The organism is Halomonas sp. B23F22_20, assembly GCF_043496985.1.
Lineage (GTDB): Bacteria > Pseudomonadota > Gammaproteobacteria > Pseudomonadales > Halomonadaceae > Halomonas.
In genome coordinates this window covers 158,043-175,720 of the sequence record NZ_JBIEKH010000009.1, presented here as the reverse complement: position 1 = coordinate 175,720, position 17,678 = coordinate 158,043, and the positions used below count along the sequence as shown (strand labels likewise).

At 67.7% G+C, this 17,678-nt stretch carries 16 protein-coding genes and 1 tRNA gene; 10 read left to right on the top strand and 7 right to left on the bottom strand.

From position 1 onward, the window contains the following. Positions 1–7: 7 nt before the first annotated feature. Complete coding sequence (locus tag ACGTN6_RS09675) at positions 8–817, bottom strand: hypothetical protein (protein WP_394591229.1); 810 nt, start codon at positions 815–817, stop codon at positions 8–10. A 45-nt stretch (positions 818–862) separates the two neighbouring features. Here ACGTN6_RS09675 and ACGTN6_RS09670 point away from each other — a divergent pair, with 45 nt between their 5' ends. Further along, positions 863–1,201: a hypothetical protein gene (locus ACGTN6_RS09670; protein ID WP_394591228.1), complete on the top strand. Its 339-nt coding sequence runs from the start codon at positions 863–865 to the stop codon at positions 1,199–1,201. 2 nt (positions 1,202–1,203) lie between these two features. On the opposite strand, the gene ACGTN6_RS09665 is transcribed toward ACGTN6_RS09670, so the two are convergent. After that, positions 1,204–1,638 (bottom strand): hypothetical protein, encoded by a 435-nt coding sequence (locus ACGTN6_RS09665; protein WP_394591253.1) that lies wholly within the window; start codon positions 1,636–1,638, stop codon positions 1,204–1,206. A 45-nt stretch (positions 1,639–1,683) separates the two neighbouring features. Between ACGTN6_RS09665 and ACGTN6_RS09660 the strand changes: the two genes are divergently transcribed. After that, positions 1,684–2,862 (top strand): MalY/PatB family protein, encoded by a 1,179-nt coding sequence (locus tag ACGTN6_RS09660; protein WP_394591227.1) that lies wholly within the window; start codon positions 1,684–1,686, stop codon positions 2,860–2,862. 46 nt (positions 2,863–2,908) lie between these two features. Here ACGTN6_RS09660 and ACGTN6_RS09655 read toward each other — a convergent pair whose 3' ends face one another. Further along, complete coding sequence (locus tag ACGTN6_RS09655; protein ID WP_394591226.1) at positions 2,909–3,847, bottom strand: tetratricopeptide repeat protein; 939 nt, start codon at positions 3,845–3,847, stop codon at positions 2,909–2,911. A gap of 77 nt (positions 3,848–3,924) precedes the next feature. Here ACGTN6_RS09655 and ACGTN6_RS09650 point away from each other — a divergent pair, with 77 nt between their 5' ends. After that, a complete protein-coding gene (locus tag ACGTN6_RS09650) occupies positions 3,925–4,686 on the top strand; it encodes a DUF3750 domain-containing protein (protein WP_394591225.1) in 762 nt (253 codons plus the stop codon). 264 nt (positions 4,687–4,950) lie between these two features. Here the strand turns inward: ACGTN6_RS09650 and ACGTN6_RS09645 are convergent. Beyond that, positions 4,951–5,027 (bottom strand) — tRNA-Met (locus tag ACGTN6_RS09645). 202 nt (positions 5,028–5,229) lie between these two features. Here ACGTN6_RS09645 and phbB point away from each other — a divergent pair. Then, the gene (phbB, locus tag ACGTN6_RS09640; protein ID WP_394591224.1) at positions 5,230–5,976 is read left to right on the top strand and encodes an acetoacetyl-CoA reductase; all 747 of its coding nucleotides are present in this window, start codon (positions 5,230–5,232) and stop codon (positions 5,974–5,976) included. A 71-nt stretch (positions 5,977–6,047) separates the two neighbouring features. On the opposite strand, the gene ACGTN6_RS09635 is transcribed toward phbB, so the two are convergent. Continuing rightward, positions 6,048–8,825, bottom strand: coding sequence for a DUF349 domain-containing protein (locus tag ACGTN6_RS09635; protein WP_394591223.1), 2,778 nt, complete (start codon positions 8,823–8,825; stop codon positions 6,048–6,050). 259 nt (positions 8,826–9,084) lie between these two features. Between ACGTN6_RS09635 and minC the strand changes: the two genes are divergently transcribed. The 4 genes from minC (at position 9,085) to sbcB (ending at position 12,541) form a co-directional block, all read left to right on the top strand. Then, the gene (gene minC, locus ACGTN6_RS09630; RefSeq protein WP_394591222.1) at positions 9,085–9,834 is read left to right on the top strand and encodes a septum site-determining protein MinC; all 750 of its coding nucleotides are present in this window, start codon (positions 9,085–9,087) and stop codon (positions 9,832–9,834) included. Between the two features lie 74 nt (positions 9,835–9,908). Further along, on the top strand, positions 9,909–10,727 hold the full coding sequence (gene minD, locus ACGTN6_RS09625; protein ID WP_183389099.1) for a septum site-determining protein MinD: 819 nt from the start codon (positions 9,909–9,911) through the stop codon (positions 10,725–10,727). After that, on the top strand, positions 10,724–10,975 hold the full coding sequence (gene minE, locus ACGTN6_RS09620; RefSeq protein WP_183389100.1) for a cell division topological specificity factor MinE: 252 nt from the start codon (positions 10,724–10,726) through the stop codon (positions 10,973–10,975). Before minD ends, minE begins: the two co-directional genes overlap by 4 nt. A 75-nt stretch (positions 10,976–11,050) precedes the next feature. After that, complete coding sequence (gene sbcB / locus ACGTN6_RS09615) at positions 11,051–12,541, top strand: exodeoxyribonuclease I (RefSeq protein ID WP_394591221.1); 1,491 nt, start codon at positions 11,051–11,053, stop codon at positions 12,539–12,541. Positions 12,542–12,650: 109 nt separating this feature from the next. Here the strand turns inward: sbcB and ACGTN6_RS09610 are convergent, their stop codons facing one another. Both ACGTN6_RS09610 and ACGTN6_RS09605 read right to left on the bottom strand, forming a co-directional pair. Continuing rightward, complete coding sequence (locus ACGTN6_RS09610) at positions 12,651–15,482, bottom strand: insulinase family protein (RefSeq protein WP_394591220.1); 2,832 nt, start codon at positions 15,480–15,482, stop codon at positions 12,651–12,653. Positions 15,483–15,484: 2 nt separating this feature from the next. After that, positions 15,485–16,168 carry an SOS response-associated peptidase gene (locus ACGTN6_RS09605; RefSeq protein WP_394591219.1) on the bottom strand — a complete coding sequence of 228 codons (684 nt, stop codon included), beginning with the start codon at positions 16,166–16,168 and terminating at the stop codon, positions 15,485–15,487. A gap of 185 nt (positions 16,169–16,353) precedes the next feature. Here ACGTN6_RS09605 and ACGTN6_RS09600 point away from each other — a divergent pair, with 185 nt between their 5' ends. Together ACGTN6_RS09600 and ACGTN6_RS09595 are read left to right on the top strand one after the other, a co-directional pair. After that, a complete protein-coding gene (locus ACGTN6_RS09600) occupies positions 16,354–16,971 on the top strand; it encodes a TetR/AcrR family transcriptional regulator (protein WP_394591218.1) in 618 nt (205 codons plus the stop codon). 59 nt (positions 16,972–17,030) lie between these two features. After that, complete coding sequence (locus ACGTN6_RS09595) at positions 17,031–17,678, top strand: 1-acyl-sn-glycerol-3-phosphate acyltransferase (RefSeq protein WP_394591252.1); 648 nt, start codon at positions 17,031–17,033, stop codon at positions 17,676–17,678.

Below are 17,678 nucleotides of genomic sequence, written 5' to 3'. Positions count from 1 at the left end.
CGCTCGGTCAAGTGCCGGTGTGGCGGGTCTGCCACCAGGCCTGGCCTCGAGTCCAGGCCAGCAGCCAGGCGGTGGCGGCGGCGAAGCCGATCAGGGTGCCGGCGACAAGGCCCAGGCTGTCGTAGGTCAGCGAGACGCACAGCGCGTAGCACAGCAGCGAGCCAAGTCCGGCAGGGTAGTGTTTGATCACCGTGGTCACCGGACCGGCGCCGTGGGTCAGATGGAGGATTACCAGGAAGGGGTACATGGTCACCGGGAAGGCGGCCATAACGCCCGCCCAGGCGGAGGGCAGCACGTGGGCGAGGCCGGTGATCAGGAAGATGATGCCGGCGGCCAGCCCGGCACGCAGCGCCAGGGCGCCCCAGGAGAAGCCGCCCTTGGGCTGGACAGTGGCATCGGGCAGGCGGCGATATAGCCACAGGAAGACGGCGATTGCCACCACCGTGGTCAGGGTGCCGGTGAGCCGATCGAAGTCGACCAGCGTCAGCAGCCAGGCCGCCGCCAGCCAGGCTGCCAGGCCGGTGAGGGTTCCCATCAGCACACCGGGCAGGCCGTCGCGGCGGCCGCCCAGCATATAGCCGCCGCCCAGCGCCAGGGTCGCGGAGAAGCCGGCCAGGGTGTGAACCGCCCCCTCGGCGGCGAAGGCCGGCGAGATTTCCAGGCCGATGAAGAACAGCGCGATGGCGGTGCCTAGTGGGTAGCCGGAGAGCAGGCCGGCCATGCGGGTGCTGAGGCGCTCGGCGATCACCGAGAGGCCCAGCACCACGCCGATCGAGACCAGCAGCTTGGCCAGTTGCCAGGCGAGCGGAACGTCCATGTGATTTTCCTTATCCTATAGGCAAGTCATGTCGTGGAGGTGGCCATGGCCGGTCATGACCTCTCGCCGCCGCCCCGCCCCGAGGGCTGTGCGCTCTGCGGGCGGGCGGCGCCGCTCACCAAGCATCACCTGATTCCCCGCGCTCTGCACGGCAAAGCGCGCTACCGGCGGCGTTTCGATCGGGTCGAGCGGCTTACCGCCATTCTCTGGCTTTGCCATGCCTGTCACAAGCATATCCACGCGGTGCTCGGTGAACGTGAGCTGGCCGAGCACTATCGCAGCCGCGACGCGCTGATGGCGCATCCGGAGATCCGCGCCTTCGTCGAGTGGCTGTCCACCAAGCCGGCGGGATTTCGGCCCAAGAAGGCGCCGCGGCGCCGTTAGCGCTACACGAGGCGAAGCCCCTGGCGGTCCGTCCAGGCCGCCTTGAGGGCCGGGTCCAGCGGCACGCGCAGGTGCTCGGGGAGCGCCTCACGGGCGGCCTCGAAGCTCGCCGAGTTGCGGTTGCGCAGCCAGCAGTAGGCCCAGGCGCAGGCCTCGGCGTCGTCGCCCGGCAGCGGCCGGGCCGGCATCTGTACCAGCAGGAAGACCGCGGTGCGCCCGGCCCACAGCGGCACGTCGTCACTCGCCTGCGGGTCGGCCCAGGCGTGGAGCATGGCGCCGTCGGGAGTGTCCTCGGGCTCGCCGAGCTTGGCCACCCGAGCGGTTTCGGCGAGGATCAGGGCCAGCCGGTCTGGCTCGCCGCGGCCAATGTCCAGCCAGCGGGCGATGATGGCCGGCATGCCGTGGCGTACCTTGGCATAGAAGCCGTGTTGCGGCATCGTCTCATTCATTCGTCACGACCTTTTTTCGGAGCAGAAACTGCCATGGATTTCGATTTTGCCACGCCCGTGGAACGGCGCCACCCGGAAGGCGCCGACTGGCCATCACAGAAGTGGCACCGCTATGGCGAGGAGGTGCTGCCGCTGTGGGTGGCCGACATGGACTTCCGTTCACCGCCGGCGGTGATCGAGGCGCTGCGGGCCCGGGTCGATCACGGCGTCTACGGCTATGGTCTGGTGCCGGAGAGCCTGCGCCGGGCGCTGTGCGACTGGAGTGCCGAGCATTATGACTGGGCGATCGAGCCGAACTGGCAGCTGTGGCTACCGGGCGTGGTGCCCGCGCTGCACCTGGCGAGCCTGGCGCTCACCGAGCCTGGCGACGGTGTGCTGACGGTGACGCCGATCTATCCTCCTTTCCTGCAGGTGGCCGAGCGTACCGGCCGGCTACCACAGCAGGCCGCCATGCGTCCGCCCGAGGCGTCCGGCGACGGCTGGCGGTTGGATCTCGACGCCCTGGAGGCGGCGATCACCCCCGAGACCCGGCTGCTGCTGTGGTGCCAGCCGCACAACCCCACCGGTCGGGTGTGGCGTGCCGAGGAACTCGACGGCCTGGCCGAGCTGGTCGAGCGCCATGATCTGATCGTGGTCTCCGATGAACTGCACTGCGACCTGCTGCTCGACGAGGGCGCCCGGCACCGGCCGCTGGCCGCCGCCTATCCCGAGCTCGCCGCGCGCATCCTGACCCTCTGGGCGCCGTCGAAGACCTTCAACCTGGCCGGGCTGACTGCCGCCTGCGCGGTGATTCCCGATGCCGGCCTGCGGCGCCGCTTCGCCGCGATGGCCAAGGGGCTGCAGCCGGACGGCAATGTGCTGGGCCTGGTGGCCGCCGAGGCCGCCTATCGCCATGGAGATCCCTGGCGTCAGGCGCTGCTCGAGACGCTGCGTGGGCATCGGGCACGGCTGGTCGAGCGGGTGGCCGGCTGGCCGGGCGTGCGCATGGCGCCGCCGGCTTCCACCTACCTGGCTTGGCTGGATCTGCGCGAGGCACCGGCGCTGCAGGATGCTGGCGTCTCGCCCCAGCGAGTGCTGCTCGAGCGCGCCGAGGTAGCGCTGTCCGATGGCGCCGCCTTTGGCTGGCCGGGTTTCGTGCGGCTCAACTTCGGTACCACCGCCACCCAACTGGAGGCGGCGCTGGCGCGGCTGGACGAGGTGCTGCGGGCATGAGTCGTCGCGTCCGCCTCCCCGGCGGGCGAGACGGACGCGACGAGACTCAGTAGAGCTGGGCGAACAGCTTGCGGCGGTAGGTGACGGTCAGTGGATGATCGGCGCCCAGGGCGTCGAAGACCCGCAGCAGCGTCTTGCGGGCGGCATCGTCGCCGTAGGCTCGGTCGCGCTTCATCAGCGCCAGCAACGCCTCGAGGCCAGGCTCGTACTGGCCGTCTGCCACCTGCCGCAGCGCGCGCTGGTACTGCGCCTCGCTGTCGTCACGACCTTCCAGAGCCGCCAGCTCGTCGGCGGAGGGCGCTTCTTCGCCGAACTCTATGCTGGCACGGACGCCGCGTGCCGCGGGCGCGTCGCGCTCCTCCGGCGGCAGGGCATCGAGTAGTGCACGGGCCTCCTCCGGCTCACCGGTGGCCACCAGGGTGCGTGCGAGCTCTATCTTGTAGGGGCCGTGGTCCGGCCACTGCTGGGACAACTCCGCGTAGATCTGGCGGGCGGTGTCGGCATCGCCGGCTTCCAGGGCCGCAGCGGCCTGTTCTTCCGGACTCAACTGGGCGCCTTCCGGCTCGGGGAAATACTTGCCCAGCCACTCACGGACCTGCTTCTCCGGCAGGGCGCCCTGGAAGTGGTCCACCAGGCCACCCTGGCTGATCAGCTTGACGTCGGGCACCGAACGCACGCCCAGCTGGCCGGCGATGTCCTGGTTATCGTCGATGTTGAGCTTGGCCAGGATGAAGGCGCCGTTGTACTCCCGGGTGAGTTTTTCCAGCACCGGCATCAGGTTCTTGCACGGCTCGCACCAGGGAGCCCAGCAGTCGAGCAGCACCGGCACCTGCATTGAGGTCTCGAGCAGTTGCTGGATATTGCTGCGATCGACATCGATGATCAGGTCGTCGCGCGGCTGGCCTTGTTCCTGGGCGGCGGTCGCCGTCTCGGTCGGGGTGTCGGAGGTGAGCGGCTCACCGGTACGGGGATCGACGATCGGCATGTTGGTCTGGCCTTGGCGTTAAGATGAATTCATGCAAGAGATGTGGGTGTCGGTCCGCGTATTCAAGGGGGAGGACGATGAGGCAACGCCGTCGGTGGACGTTCGGGGCAGCGCTACTGCTGAGTCTGCTGCTGGTTGGGCCGCTGGGATTGCTGGTGACCCAACTGGTGGCCGGGGAGACGCACTGGTCCTCGGCCAGCCGAGCATCGGCGGGCCTGGCGCCGAGCCCTGCCCAGGCCTCCGGGGCGGTGGTACAGGTCTACGAGGCTCGGGCCTGGAGCTGGCGCGGGGCCTTCGGCGTGCATACCTGGATCGCGACCCTGGCACCGGGAGCCGAAGCCTATCGCTTGCATCAGGTGCTGAGCTGGCGTCGCCCGACCCTGGTCACCCGTCTCACGGCCACGCCCGACCGGGCCTGGTACGGCAGTGCTCCGCGCCTGCTCGCCGATTACCGCGGCGAGGCGGCCGCGGCGATGCTCGATGACATCGAGGCGGCGGTCGCGGCTTATCCCGCCGCGTTGCGCTATCGGGTCTGGCCCGGGCCCAACAGCAACACCTTCACCGCCTGGGTAGTGCGTCGGGTCGCAGGCCTGGAGGTCGGTCTGCCGGTCACCGCGGTGGGTAAGGACTACCTGTTCGATGCGCGGCTGGCGCCGGCTCCGGCTGGCCAGGGAGTGACCGTCTCGCTGTCGGGCTTGCTGGGGCTGACGCTGGGCCGCAATGACGGCCTGGAGGTCAACCTGCTGGGGCTGGCGCTTGGCCTCGACCTGCGTCGCCCCGCCCTCAAGCTGCCGGGTATCGGGCGGCTGGGCATGTCACCGCGAATCGCTGGCCGGTAACGTTCGCCTGGAGGCAATCGCGAACCGATGACCTTCCCGGGATGGTGAAGCGCCGGGCCTGTCATCGAGCCACCCTGGAGACACAAAAAAGGCCGACACCCGTAGGTATCGGCCTTTTTCTGATGTTTGGTAGCGGGGACCGCCGGGCTTGAGAGAGCGAACCGATGACCTTCCCAGGATGGTGAGGCGCTGGGCCTGTCATCGAGCCACCCTGGAGACACGAAAAAGGCCGACACCCGTGGGTATCGGCCTTTTTCTGATGTTTGGTAGCGGGGACCGGATTTGAACCGATGACCTTCGGGTTATGAGCCCGACGAGCTACCAGACTGCTCCACCCCGCATCAACGTGAGGCACATTATACACGGGAGATGACGCAGGTCAACAGTGGACCGCTGTCTTGTCGTGGGCCCTCGTGTTGTCCGCGCGATCTGGTCCATACTCGGGCTGAGCTGTCACAAGAATGACAGCCTTGGCGACGATAATGTCGTCGAGGGGCTGGGCAGATGCCCAGTCTAGGTCGGCAACCATCAGGGAGAGCACCAATGACAACATCTACTGCCGTAGCCTGGGTGACCGGAGGAACCGGAGGCATCGGGAGCGCGATCTGCCGTGCCCTGGCCGATGCTGGCTATCAGGTAGTCGCTGGATACCACAACCCCGAAAAGGCCAAGGCCTGGCTTGAGCAACAGAAGGCGGACGGTTACGACAACATCGCCCTGTCCGGCGTGGATCTCTCCGATTACGAGGCCTGCATGACGGGCGCGAAGGAGATCCATGACACCTACGGCCCGGTCAGCGTGCTGGTCAACTGCGCCGGCATCACTCGTGACGGTACCCTCAAGAAGATGTCGTCCGAGCAGTGGAGTGAGGTCATCGACACCAATCTCAACAGCGTCTTCAACACTTGTCGCAGCGTGATCGAGGACATGCTCGAGCAGGGCTATGGCCGTATCGTCAACATCTCGTCGATCAATGGTCGCAAGGGCCAGTTCGGCCAGGTGAACTACGCCGCGGCCAAGGCGGGGATGCACGGTCTGACCATGTCACTGGCGCAGGAGACGGCCACCAAGGGAATCACCGTCAACACGGTGTCGCCGGGCTACATCGCCACCGACATGATCATGAAGATTCCCGAGAAGGTTCGCGAGGCGATCCGCGAGACCATCCCGGTGAAGCGCTATGGTACGCCGGAGGAGATCGCCCGCCTGGTGGTCTTCCTGGCTGACAAGGAATCCGGCTTCATCACCGGGGCTAACATCGACATCAACGGCGGCCAGTTCATGGGCTGAGAGCCGTTGTCACTCACGACAAGAACGCGAGGCTTCGGCCTCGCGTTCTCGTTTGTGGCGGGATGATCGGATCAGGGCGGCGGGAGACGCGTCAGGCTCTCCAGGGTGCGGTCGAGTTCGCCGACCTCGCGCTCCCACAGGGCCTTGGGGATCGGCCCAGTGGCCAGCAGCTCGGCGAGCACGCCGCGCAGCTCCTCGGCCCGGGAAGGGTCGCGTCCCAGGCTGTCGTTGAGTCGCTCTACCTGAATCGCCAGTCGCAGTGGATCGTCCTGCCGATGTGTCGGATCTCCTGCCAGCACCGACAGATGCACACGGAGTCTTGCCAGGCGTTCTGCCACCTCTGTTTCTGCGGGGGGATCACGGCGTGCGGCATTGCGTTCATCATGGGCGCGTCGCAGGTCGGCTGGCAGGGCAGGTGCGTCCGGCGCCTCGATCTCGCGCGACGAGCCGCCGCTCAGGCTGGCCGCATCGGCCTCGAGGTGCGCTTCCAGCAATGGCCGTACACGCTGCCAACGCTCTACCTCTTCCATCAGAGCCAGCCGGGCCAGCCGCTCGCGACGAGCGCGAACGATGCCCGACCAGCGCCGGCGCATGCCTTCGCTGCGGCGCCCCGAGGGGAGCGGGGCCAGCGCGGCGGCCTCTTGGATGACGTTCTCGAGTTCGCCCACGTCGGTGCTGCTGGCGGGCTGCCAGGCGTCCATGCGATCGATCAGGGCCTGCATGGCATCCAGGCGAGCGCGGCTGCGTTGTGCCTGGTCATCGCGTGCAGCGTCGCGATTCGCGAAGATCTCATCGCAAAGATGACGGAACTCGCGCCACAGCGCCTGTTCTTCGCCCTTGGGGGCGCGACCAAGCTCGCGCCAGCGTCGCTGCAGGGTCTTGGCCTGTTCCGCTTGCCGGTGCGCCGGTAGTGTCTGGTCGCGTAGCGTGCGGGCGGCTTCGATCAGTTCGCGCTTGGCGTCGGCAATCTCGATGGCGCGCTGCTCGATAAGCGCCTGCAGGTCGTGACGAATGCGGCCAAAGCGCCTGCCGATGGCCTCGGCTTCATCCCGCGGCACCGGTGACAAGCGCCGCCACTGCTGGCGGGCGCGGTCACGTATTTCGCGCAGCGCGTCCGGATCGGCCTCGGCGGCAGGCTGCGCGAGCAGCGTCTCGAGCTGTTCGCAAAGGGTCTCCCGGGCCGCCAGGTTGTCCTGGCGTTGCCGCTGCTGGCGGGCGTGCCAGTCGCTCAGCCGCTCATGAATGCGATCCGAGGCGGCGCGGAAGGCGGCGGCCTGTTCCCGGTTGGCGGCGGCATCCCCCAGGGCGCGCCACTCCTTGACCAGCCGGCGGTGGCGGCGATCGAGCTCGGCGTCATCGAGGCCATGATCCTCCACCAGGGCTTGGATGGCCTCGCAGAGGTGGGCACGTTTGGGACCGGCGACAAAGCCACGCCAGTCACGCAGCTCGGCCAGCCTGGCGCCGAGTCGTTTGAGGCGGGCATGCCGCTCGCCCAGGCGAGTCTCCGACAGCGTCTCGGCTTGCTGGCGGAGTCGCTGGTGGAGTCGGCTTGCGCCCTTGAAGGCGCCCTGGTCGAGCAGATCCTCGAGGCGATCCAGGTCGTCGCCGAATCGGGCGAGCCGTGCCTCCAGGTCGCCTTCGTCATCCTGGGCCGCGAGTCGGTATCGAGCCCGCTGCAGCAGCGGCGAGGGCGGCAGGTTCGGTGGCCAGCCGCAGGCCTCGATCAGGCCGGCCAGGCGCTCTTCGTCACCCTCCTGGAGGGCTTGCTCGATGGCGCCGGCCCGCTCGTCGAGGCGCACTCGGGCCTGGACGATCTGGTCATAGCCGGCCAGCGCCTGGTCGTAGCGACGGCGCAGGGCCTCATCGGCGAGGTGCTGCTCGGACAGGGCCTGCCAGCGGCTGGCCAGCAGTTGCTTCTGAGCGCGCAGGCTAGCGATGTCCTGATCCGCCAGGCGCTCGCCGTGGCGCAGCCCCTCGAGGCTTTCTTCCAGCGTCTCTATCAGCGACTCCCGCGCCTGATCGGCATCCTCGCGGCGACGTTCGGCGGCATGCTGAGCCTGTTCGTGAGCCTCGTGGTCGCTGATTGTCTTGCGGCAGCGCAGGCAGGCATCAACATAGCGGTGTTCCTGGTCGGCATTCGGCAAGTCGCCGAGGGACGACCATTCACGCATCAGGTGCCTGAAGCGTCCCGCGTAGAGCGGCTCCCAGGTACTTCGAGCATGGGTCTCGAGCCGTTCCAGCAGCGCCTCGCGGTGTGACCGGGCCTCGGCCAGGGAGGCCGCATCGGCGCGCAGCCGGTTGAGGCGCTCTCGCGCCTGGCGGACCACCCGGCGGTCGCGCTTGGCTTCCTGGACCAGGCGCTGCAGGCCGGCCTCGCTCTCCACCCGGGCGGCGGCGGCCTGGCGCACGGCAGCGATGCCGTTGTCGCAGGCCTGGCGGATCAGTGCGCTCTCTTCGTGCAGGTGAGCGAGGGCGGCCAGGCGCAGCTGCTGGTTGTCGCCCTGCAGGGCGATGCGCTCGAGCAGGTCAACGTCGTCCAGCGTCTCCACCAGGTCAATGCGGCGAGATAGCTCGAGTGTGCCATCACGGCCACACAGCAGGGCCAGAAGCCGCTCGCGCAGCTCGACCGATCCGGCGCCTTCGCGGCGCATCGCCAGCAGTCGCTGGGGATCGTCGAGCATGTCCAGGGCGCGGCGACGCACCTCGGAATCGGCATCGATAGCGAGGTGCTCCAGTCGCTTGCGCTGTTCCGAATGGGCCGGGTCGAGGCGAGCCACGGCCTGGCGGCGAACCTCGGGATCCGGGTGCTGCCATCGGGGGGCGAACAGGCGACGAAGGAGTCCTGGCATGGGGGTTCCTGCACATGGGCCGGTAAACCTGGCGGTAAAGGCCGGCGCGCGGTAGTGTGAGTCGCGTCGCAAGGACGCGGGATCATTGACTTATCTAAGCATGTGGCGTGCCGGCAGAAAAGGGGAATCCCGGTCGGGTGTAGCCGTTCCGAGACACTGACAAGGCGCCCTACCGTGACTTATGATCGGTTGCGGGATCGTGGGCACTCGCTTAGCTTGGGATCAGGCCCTCGACCATCACCCGACGTGGAGTTCGGCAATGAGTCTCAAAGTGGACAGGGATGGGATGGCATTCACCTTCAAGGGCGGCATGCTGCCGATGACGGTCATGGAGCTGGCCAGCGCTGATCCAGAGCGCATTCGCGAGCAGCTCGCCGGTAAGCTCAGCCAGTCTCCCGCCTTCTTTCAGCATACGCCTGTGGTGCTCAGCGTTGAGCGCCTCGACGAGCCGCACCTGGCCCTCGAGCGAATCTGTGCGGTATGCCGGGCGCACAAGCTGTTGCCTGTGGCCGTTCGGGGCGGGGCGGATCCCGTCAAGCAGTCCTCCTGGGCCCTGGGGCTTGGCTGGTTTCCGCCCCAGGAAGCGGCACGGCCCCGAACCCTGGAGAGCGTGCCCACCCCCGAGGACGAGGCTCCGCCGGAGGCGGCGGCGGTCGAGGAAGACCAGCCCTTGCCGGGAACGGGCGGGCGAATCTTTCGCGGCACGGTACGTTCCGGTCAGCAGATCACCGCACCGGACGGCGACCTGGTGGTCGTGGGCGCCGTCAATGCCGGTGCCGAGGTGCTTGCCGGCGGCAGCATACATGTCTATGGGGCCTTGCGCGGTCGTGCGCTGGCCGGCATTCATGGCAATGCCCGAGCCGGTATCTTCTGCCGCGAGCTGCGCGCCGAGCTGCTGTCGGTGGCCGGCAATTACAAGCGGCTGGAGGACATCGATCCCCGGCTGCTGGGAACTCCCGTTCAGGTACGCCTGGACGACGACCAGTTGGGGATCACCTCGCTGGCTTGAGGCTCGGGCGACAATGGGGTGACAGGCCTCCGGCGGGTCGCCTTTTCCATTACACGACAGACAGGATGTGACACTTGGCCAAGATCATCGTTGTGACCTCCGGCAAGGGTGGGGTCGGCAAGACAACCAGTGCGGCCGCCATCGCCACGGGCCTGGCGCTGCGAGGTCAGAAGACCGCGGTCATCGACTTCGACGTAGGCTTGCGCAACCTCGACCTGATCATGGGCTGCGAGCGGCGCGTGGTCTACGACCTGGTCAACGTCATCCAGGGAGAGGCGGGGCTCAACCAGGCGTTGATCCGCGACAAGCGCGTCGACAACCTGCATATCCTGCCGGCCTCCCAGACGCGCGACAAGGACGCTCTGACGCTGGAAGGCGTCGAGACCGTGCTCAATACCCTGAACAAGGATTTCGACTACATCGTCTGCGATTCTCCGGCGGGTATCGAACGTGGCGCCCAGCTGGCCATGTACTTCGCCGACGAGGCCATCGTGGTCACCAACCCCGAGGTCTCCTCGGTGCGCGACTCCGACCGCATCCTCGGCCTGCTGGCCTCCAAGACCCGGCGTGCCGAGCGCGGCGAGGATCCCGTCAGGGAACACTTGCTGATCACTCGCTACAACCCCAACCGGGTCGACAGCGGTGACATGCTGAACCTCGAGGACATCCAGGAGATCCTGGCCATCAAGCTGGTCGGCCTGATTCCCGAGTCCGAGGCGGTGCTGCGGGCCTCCAACCAGGGCATTCCGGTCACTCACGACGAGGCCAGCGATGCCGGTCAAGCCTATGCCGACACCGTGGCGCGCCTGATGGACGAGGAGGTGCCGCTGCGCTTCCACGAGTATCAGAAGAAGAGCCTGTTGAGCCGCATGTTCGGAGGAGGTCGTCGGTGAAGCTACTCGATTTCCTGAAGCGCGAGCGCAAGAAGTCTGCCTCCGTCGCCAAGGAGCGGTTGCAGATCATCGTGGCGCACCAGCGCAGTCAACGCGGGCAGCCGGACTACATGCCGATGCTCGAGAAAGAGCTGCTGGAAGTGATCCGGCGCTACGTGCAGGTCGATGACGAAGCCGTCAACATCACCCTCGACAGCGAGGACAACTGCTCGGTGCTGGAACTCAACGTCACACTGCCCAAGAGCTGAGCGGCGGCTGAGCCGCCGTGTGCCCTGTGCTAGGCTTGGGGCCCGTTTTCCAATGCCTGCTCGGAGAGCTCGCTCATGGCGCAGTCGAAAGCCGCCCCCCTGACCTTCCTCTGGCACGACTACGAGACCTTCGGTGCCGATCCGCGCCGGGATCGGCCCTCCCAGTTCGCGGCCATTCGTACCGATGCCGAGTTCAACGAGATCGGCGAGCCCATCGAGTTGTTCTGCAAGCCCGCCGACGATTATCTGCCGCATCCCCAGGCGTGTCTGATTACCGGTATCACGCCGCAGCAGGCACGTCGCCGAGGGCTGCCCGAGGCGGAGTTCGCCGGTCGCGTGATGGACGCCATGAGCGAGCCGGGCACCTGCGCGCTTGGCTACAACAGCCTGCGCTTCGATGACGAGGTCGGTCGTCATCTCTTCTACCGCAACCTGCTCGATCCCTATGCCCGGGAGTGGCAGAACGGCAACTCGCGTTGGGACCTGATCGACGTGGTGCGGGCCTTTCACGCCCTGCGCCCCGAGGGCATCGAGTGGCCAACCCGGGAGGATGGTTCGCCGAGCTTTCGGCTCGAAGACCTGACGGCGGCCAACGGCATCGAGCACGCCGGCGCCCACGATGCGCTGGCCGACGTGCGCGCCACCATTGCCCTGGCCCGGCTGCTGCGACGCTGCAATGCCAATCTGTTCGACTACCTGCTGGCCCAGCGCGGCAAGCGCCAGGTGGCCCGTCAACTGGACGTGCCGGGTCGCAAGCCGATGCTGCACATCTCGCGGCGCTACCCCGCCAGCCGCGGTTGCAGCGCGCTGGTGATGCCGCTGGCCGAGCATCCCACCAACCCCAACGGGGTGATCGTCTATGACCTGGCCGTCGACCCCGAACCGCTGCTGACGCTGTCCCCGGAGCAGATCCGCGAGCGGGTCTTCGTCAGCAACGACGACCTGGCCGAGGGCGAGTCGCGCATCCCGCTCAAGGTCATACACATCAACAAGTGCCCGGTGGTGCTGCCGCCCAATGCTCTCAAGGACGTCGCGGGGCCACGCCAGGGCGAGTACGGCGATATCGTCGAGCGCCTGGCGCTGGACATGCCGACCTGTCGCCGCCATTGGAAAACGTTGTCCGACCATCCGGAGGTTGTCGCTCGAGTCGCCGAGGTATTTGCTGCGCCGCCGCCGGAACCACCCCATGACCCGGACCTGATGCTCTATTCCGGTGGCTTCTTCTCGCCCTCGGATCGCCAGCAGATGGAGCGGGTGCGGGCCACCGATCCCTGGGACCTGGTGGGCGCGGGTTTTGCCTTCCAGGATCCTCGTCTCGAGGAAATGCTGTTTCGCTATCGGGCGCGCAGCTACCCGGACACCCTCACCGGTGAGGAGCAGGCGCGCTGGGAGGCCTTCCGCTGGGAGCGCATGAACGACGCCGCCGTCGCGGGCTTCGCGCTGAAGGATTTCGCCCGGGAGATCGAGCGTCTGAACCAGGAGGCGCTCGGCGACCGCGACCGCCAGGTGCTGGAGGAATTGGTGATGCACGTGGAGTCGATCATGCCGGCCCAGGCCTTCGGCTGACCGGCAGGCGCTTCCTGGTCGGCCCTTGTCTCTACCGGCAGGGCGAGCCGACCTGGGCTTAACGACGAGGCCCGGCCATTCGGCCGGGCCTCGTCGTTGGGGGCGATGGCTAGTCGCCGCCGCCGGGCAGCGGTGGCAGGTCGGCCTTGAGCGCCATGACGTCGCTGGCGGCGTCGCCCGGGTCGTGGGTGATGTGGACCACGGCATCGTCGACCAGGCCCGGCCAGAGATCGCGCAGTGCCTCGGGTGTCACCTTCAGGGCGCGCTCGGCTAGGCGCTGGCGGCGGTCGAAGTCGCCGTCGTCCAGGGCCAGGGTTTGCCACAGCCGGTTGGTGCGTGCCGTCAGGCTGGGATCGCGAACCAGCAGATCGTCGTGGACCGCCTGGCGGTAGGGGGCCAGGGCGTCGTCATCCAGTTTCCCGAGCCGCTCGCCGAAGGCGGCCAGGAAGGCATCGATGCGTGCCTGGATGGTGGCGCTGTCGGTGCTGGGCGATTGCACCAGCAGGCCGATGCCTGGCGCATCGAGGAGCGGCTGGTAACCGGCGTTGACCACATAGCCGAGCTGCTGCTCGGTGCGCAGCTGCTGATAGAAGGGCGTCTCGAGCAGCCGACCGAGTACCGCCAGTCGCGCCTGGCTGGCCAGCGAGCGATCGGCGCCCTGCAGATAGCGCATCACCAGGAACTCGTCGCGGGTGGTGTCGGGGGTCAGGGCCGGCAGTTCGACATCGGCTCGCAGCGGTGTCAGCTCCGGGATCGCCGTGCTGGCCAGCTGAGGCGACAGCGTCCTGGCCACCTCGCGGGCCTGCTGGGTGGCCGCCTCCGCGGTCTGGTTGCCCACTGCCATGGCCTCCAGGTGCAGGTCGGCGAGGAAGGCATCGCGGAATTCGCTCAGCGCCTCGGCATCCAGCGACTCGCTGGCGGCGAGCAGTGCCTCGGGCGACCATTGCGGGCGGATCAAGGTCTCGGCCAGGGTGCGGCCGGCCTGACGATAGAGCGCGTCCTCGGGCGCGTTGCGCCATTCCTGGTGCAGCCGCTGACGAACGCGTTGGACGTTCGCCGCTTCGATCGGGCCCTCGCGCAGCTGATTGAGCACTCGCTCGATCAGTGCCTGCTGGCCGTCTCGCCAGCCGGAAAACGACAGGGTGATGCCGCGGGCATGGGCGTAGGCTTCGAAACCGTGTCCGGCCAGGCGAGCCGGGTAGAGGGTTTCGTTGAGGCTGTCCTGCAGCCAGCCGGCGAGCAGTCGCGACAGGGCGGCTTCACGGGCATCCTGGCTGGCGCCAGGATGCTGCAGGCTGAAGCGCCACTCGACCCGGGGCGTGTCGAAGCTGTCATCGCGCTTTTGCCAGAAGTCGAACTCGGGGCTGTCGATGCGCTGTATCGGGGCCTCGTCCTGGCCCTCCAGCAGGCTCAGATCCTTGGCGATGTAGGGGTTGGACTCGGGCAGCGACAGGCCGGCCAGGGGCGCGGCGTCGCCGACATCGGGCGCAACCGGCGACCAAGGCACGTCAAACCAGGGCGTTTCCTGGTTGCCTTCGACATCGGGGCCGCTGTAGAGGCGCAGCATGCGTTCTGGCTGCAGGGCCGATAGCCATTCGTCGATGCGCTCGGCATCGAAGCCGTCCATACGATAGGGGGCGTAGTTGACGTCTTCGAGCGGGTAGCGAGCCAGACTGGTGGCGAGTCGCATGGCCGTGCCCAGCGCACTGCCGTGCTCCTGGAAGCGGAACTGCTGCTCGGCGAGCCGGGCCTGCTCGTCGTAGCGCCAGGCCTCCATGCCGTGCTGGCGGATCTCCCGGATGGCGGCGAACAGGCTGGCCTGGATGCGGTCGAGATGCTTCGCTCCTTCCGGTGTCAGGCTGATATCGACGTTGAAAAATGCTTCCTTGCCGTCGCCCTGGGCGGCGCCGGCGGAGAGGCCGTCGGCCCAGCCGGCTTCGCGCAGGACGTGCAGCAGGCTGCCCTCTCCCTCGTGGCCGAGCAGGTTGGCCAGGTAGCTGGCGGGTTTCAGGCGATAGGCCGTGTCGGGATCGGGGATCGGGAAATAGAAGGTCAGACGGCGGTCGTCGCGCAGCGAGCGCAGCTCGGCGGCGGCGGGCAGCTCGTCCGGGGTCACCAGCGGCGTCGAGATCTCCGGGCGTGTCAGGCCGCGGTCGGGCACCGCGGCGAAGTCGTCGCGCACCAACGCCTCGAGCTCATCGAGAGGCTGGGGCGCCACCACCGCCAGATGCATCACATTGGCGTCGTAGTGGTGCTCGTAGAATTCGATCACGCGCTGGCGCAGCGGCGTCTCGCCCTCCGGCCGGTCGGCCAGGGTGGCGTTGCTGCCCACCGAGAAGCGGGTGGTGGGGTGCGCCGGGTTCAGCAGCTGGTCGAGGACGGCGATATGGCGACGGCCGGCGTCGCGCTTGCGCGCCATGTATTCGGAGTGCACCACCTGGCGTTCGCTGGCCAGCCGGTCGGCGTTGAACAGCGGGTCGACGAAGAAGTGGCTGAAGCGATCGAGCGTGCCGTCCAGGGCGTCAGGATCCACCGAGAAGAAGTAGTTGGTGTCCTGGGCTGCGGTGTAGGCGTTGTGCTGTCCGCCGTGCTGCGACAGGTAGCTCTGGTAGGCGTCGGCCTGGGGGTAGGCCTCGGTGCCCAGGAACAGCATGTGTTCCAGGTAGTGGGCCAGGCCGGCCAGGTCGTCCGGATCCTGAGCGCTGCCCACGCCCACGTTCAACGAGGCGGCGGCCTTGTCCGCTTCGGCGTCACTGACCAGCAGCACGGTGAGACCGTTGTCCAGCGTCAGGGCCCGGTATTCGCGCTCGTCCGAGGGGCTGACCAGCGGCGTGCTCGTCGTCGAGGCGTCAGCCGCCGCCGAGGTGGCGGCGAGCGTCGGCAACAGGGCCATGGCCAGCGCGAGAGGCAGCACCAGGTGGGGGCGGGGGTGTCGGGTCATCATCACTCCTTGGCGGCGGTCCGGCGCAGCATCGGGCCGGTGGGGTAGGCGCAGGCGGCCTCCTGATGGTTGGGGTCGTTCACTCGTCTTGATACCGGAAAAGCGCCCAACAGTTCCCCATGGGCTGGGGTCAGCAGGTCATTCAGGTCCGCTGTGGGCGTCGAGGGAGCCAGCCAGCGCTCGACGGACGCAACCGGAATCGTCGCCGGCAGCCGGTCGGTGAGCGGCGCCAGCAGGTCGTTGGTAGGGACCGTGATCAGCGCCAGGGAGTCGTGGTAGCGGGTAAGGGTGGTGTGAAAGCGGCACCACAGGCCGGCGAGCAACAACGGGCCTCGATCGACGCGGGTCACCAGGAAGGGTTGCTTGGCCCGTGGCTGGGATTTCCAGACGTAGACACCACCTGCCGGCACCAGGCAGCGCCGGGCGGCGAAGGCTTCGCGGAACATGGGGCGCGAGGCGAGCGATTCGGCCCGGGCGCAGTGGGGCGCACGGTCGAGCACTTCCAACCAGGGTGGGGTCAGGCCCCAGAAGGCATGGCACATCCGAAGGCGGCCAGCTTCGTGGCGAATCATCGACAGCGGGCGGCGCGGGGCCAGGTTGACGCCGGTGATCGGCGCATCGTCCACGATCAGGCCAGGCAGCAGGCGTTCGAGGTCGAGGGGCGGAATATAGAGACGACCGGCCATGGAACCTCCGCAGACTGGGGGCGTCAGGGTAACCAAGACGCCCCGGAGAAGAAAGCTTGCCGGTGGCGGACTTGCGTTGGTCCGCAGGCACGATATGCTAGCGGAAACAGTGTTTTCATATGAGATCGTTGCCGGTGTCCGCCCCCTTGGGGGTGCCGCGCGCTCTCCGGCTCGCGAGGAAGTCGATGGCTCGTCCCAGACAGCATGCTCCAGAAGCCCTTCATGCCCAGGTGATGGCCGCCTGCGATGCCTGGTTGCAGGAGCGGCCGGTCCATACGCTGTCGCTGCGCTCCCTGGCGAGGGAAGTAGGGTGTGCACCAAGCACGCTGCTCAAGCTCTACGGCAGTTTCGGCAACCTGCTTCAGCACGTGAACATCGAATCCCTGGCCCGGCTGCGCACCGCCATCGATCCGCTGCTCGAGGAGTCGACGCCCGAGGCGAGACTCAAGGCGCTGGCTCGGGCCTATTGGGAATTTGCTCGCCGCGAGCCGTTTCGCTGGCAGTTGCTGTTCGATTACCCGCTGGCCCAGGAGGGCGAGCTGGATCAACGCCAGAGCGACATGATCGAGGCCCTCTTCCTGCGGGTCGAGACCACCCTCAAGGAGTATCAGCCGGCGCTCGACGATCTTGAGGCGCGTCGCCTGGGGCGCACCCTTTGGGGAAGCGTGCATGGACTGGTGCAGTTGGGGCTTAACGAGCGCCTGGGCTACTGGCAGAGCGAGCCGCTGGAGGTGGGTGAATTGCTCGACCAGCTGCTGTCGACCCTGCTGGCGGGGCTGAAGGCGAGGTCCGGCGCCTCTTGACGGATCTGCTCGGCTGGGGGTGGCCGACCCTGCTGGCACTGGCCGCGCTGGGTTGGTGGCTGCGATCGCCGCGCCGGGCGCTGCGGCGGCTGGTGTTCCTGATCATTCATCTGCTTTACCGGCTGCGTTTCCGTGGCCGTCGCCACATTCCCGCCCATGGCCCCGCCCTGGTGGTATGCAACCATGTCAGTTTCGTCGATGCCCTGGTCGTGGGCGGTGCCAGCCCGCGCCCGCTGCGCTTCTTGATGGATCGGCCGATCTACGAATCGCCCTGGCTGCACTGGCTGTTCAAACTGGTCGGGGCGATTCCGGTGGACTCCGAGCGTAGCGATCCCGGTGGGCTGAGGCGTGCGCTGGGGCAAGTCAGCCAGGCGCTGCGTGCCGGCGAGGTGGTGATGCTGTTTCCCGAGGGGCGGTTGACCACGGACGGCGAGGTTAAGCGCTTCCGGCGGGGCCTTGAGCTGATCCTGGCTCGCGATCCGGTGCCGGTGGTGCCGGCGGGGCTGTCTGGCCTGTGGGGTTCCTGGACGTCACACTGTGGCGGCCGGGCGCTGTCCAAGTGGCCGCGACGCTTCCGGGCACGAGTGGCGCTGTATTTCGGCGAACCGCTGCCTGCCGGATCGGCCGAGCGCCCTCGAGTGGAAGCGCGGGTTCGGGAATTGAAAGCCGAGGCCGATGCTTGGGTGAACCAGGCATCAGCGCGCTGA

What these genes read in the sequence shown, in the direction of transcription:
- ACGTN6_RS09675 (WP_394591229.1), bottom strand. Translation starts at nt 817, where the DNA reads ATGGACGTTCCGCTCGCCTGGCAACTGGCCAAGCTGCTGGTCTCGATC.
- ACGTN6_RS09670 (WP_394591228.1), top strand. Translation starts at nt 863, where the DNA reads ATGGCCGGTCATGACCTCTCGCCGCCGCCCCGCCCCGAGGGCTGTGCG.
- ACGTN6_RS09665 (WP_394591253.1), bottom strand. Translation starts at nt 1,638, where the DNA reads ATGCCGCAACACGGCTTCTATGCCAAGGTACGCCACGGCATGCCGGCC.
- ACGTN6_RS09660 (WP_394591227.1), top strand. Translation starts at nt 1,684, where the DNA reads ATGGATTTCGATTTTGCCACGCCCGTGGAACGGCGCCACCCGGAAGGC.
- ACGTN6_RS09655 (WP_394591226.1), bottom strand. Translation starts at nt 3,847, where the DNA reads ATGCCGATCGTCGATCCCCGTACCGGTGAGCCGCTCACCTCCGACACC.
- ACGTN6_RS09650 (WP_394591225.1), top strand. Translation starts at nt 3,925, where the DNA reads ATGAGGCAACGCCGTCGGTGGACGTTCGGGGCAGCGCTACTGCTGAGT.
- phbB (WP_394591224.1), top strand. Translation starts at nt 5,230, where the DNA reads ATGACAACATCTACTGCCGTAGCCTGGGTGACCGGAGGAACCGGAGGC.
- ACGTN6_RS09635 (WP_394591223.1), bottom strand. Translation starts at nt 8,825, where the DNA reads ATGCCAGGACTCCTTCGTCGCCTGTTCGCCCCCCGATGGCAGCACCCG.
- minC (WP_394591222.1), top strand. Translation starts at nt 9,085, where the DNA reads ATGAGTCTCAAAGTGGACAGGGATGGGATGGCATTCACCTTCAAGGGC.
- sbcB (WP_394591221.1), top strand. Translation starts at nt 11,051, where the DNA reads ATGGCGCAGTCGAAAGCCGCCCCCCTGACCTTCCTCTGGCACGACTAC.
- ACGTN6_RS09610 (WP_394591220.1), bottom strand. Translation starts at nt 15,482, where the DNA reads ATGACCCGACACCCCCGCCCCCACCTGGTGCTGCCTCTCGCGCTGGCC.
- ACGTN6_RS09605 (WP_394591219.1), bottom strand. Translation starts at nt 16,168, where the DNA reads ATGGCCGGTCGTCTCTATATTCCGCCCCTCGACCTCGAACGCCTGCTG.
- ACGTN6_RS09600 (WP_394591218.1), top strand. Translation starts at nt 16,354, where the DNA reads ATGGCTCGTCCCAGACAGCATGCTCCAGAAGCCCTTCATGCCCAGGTG.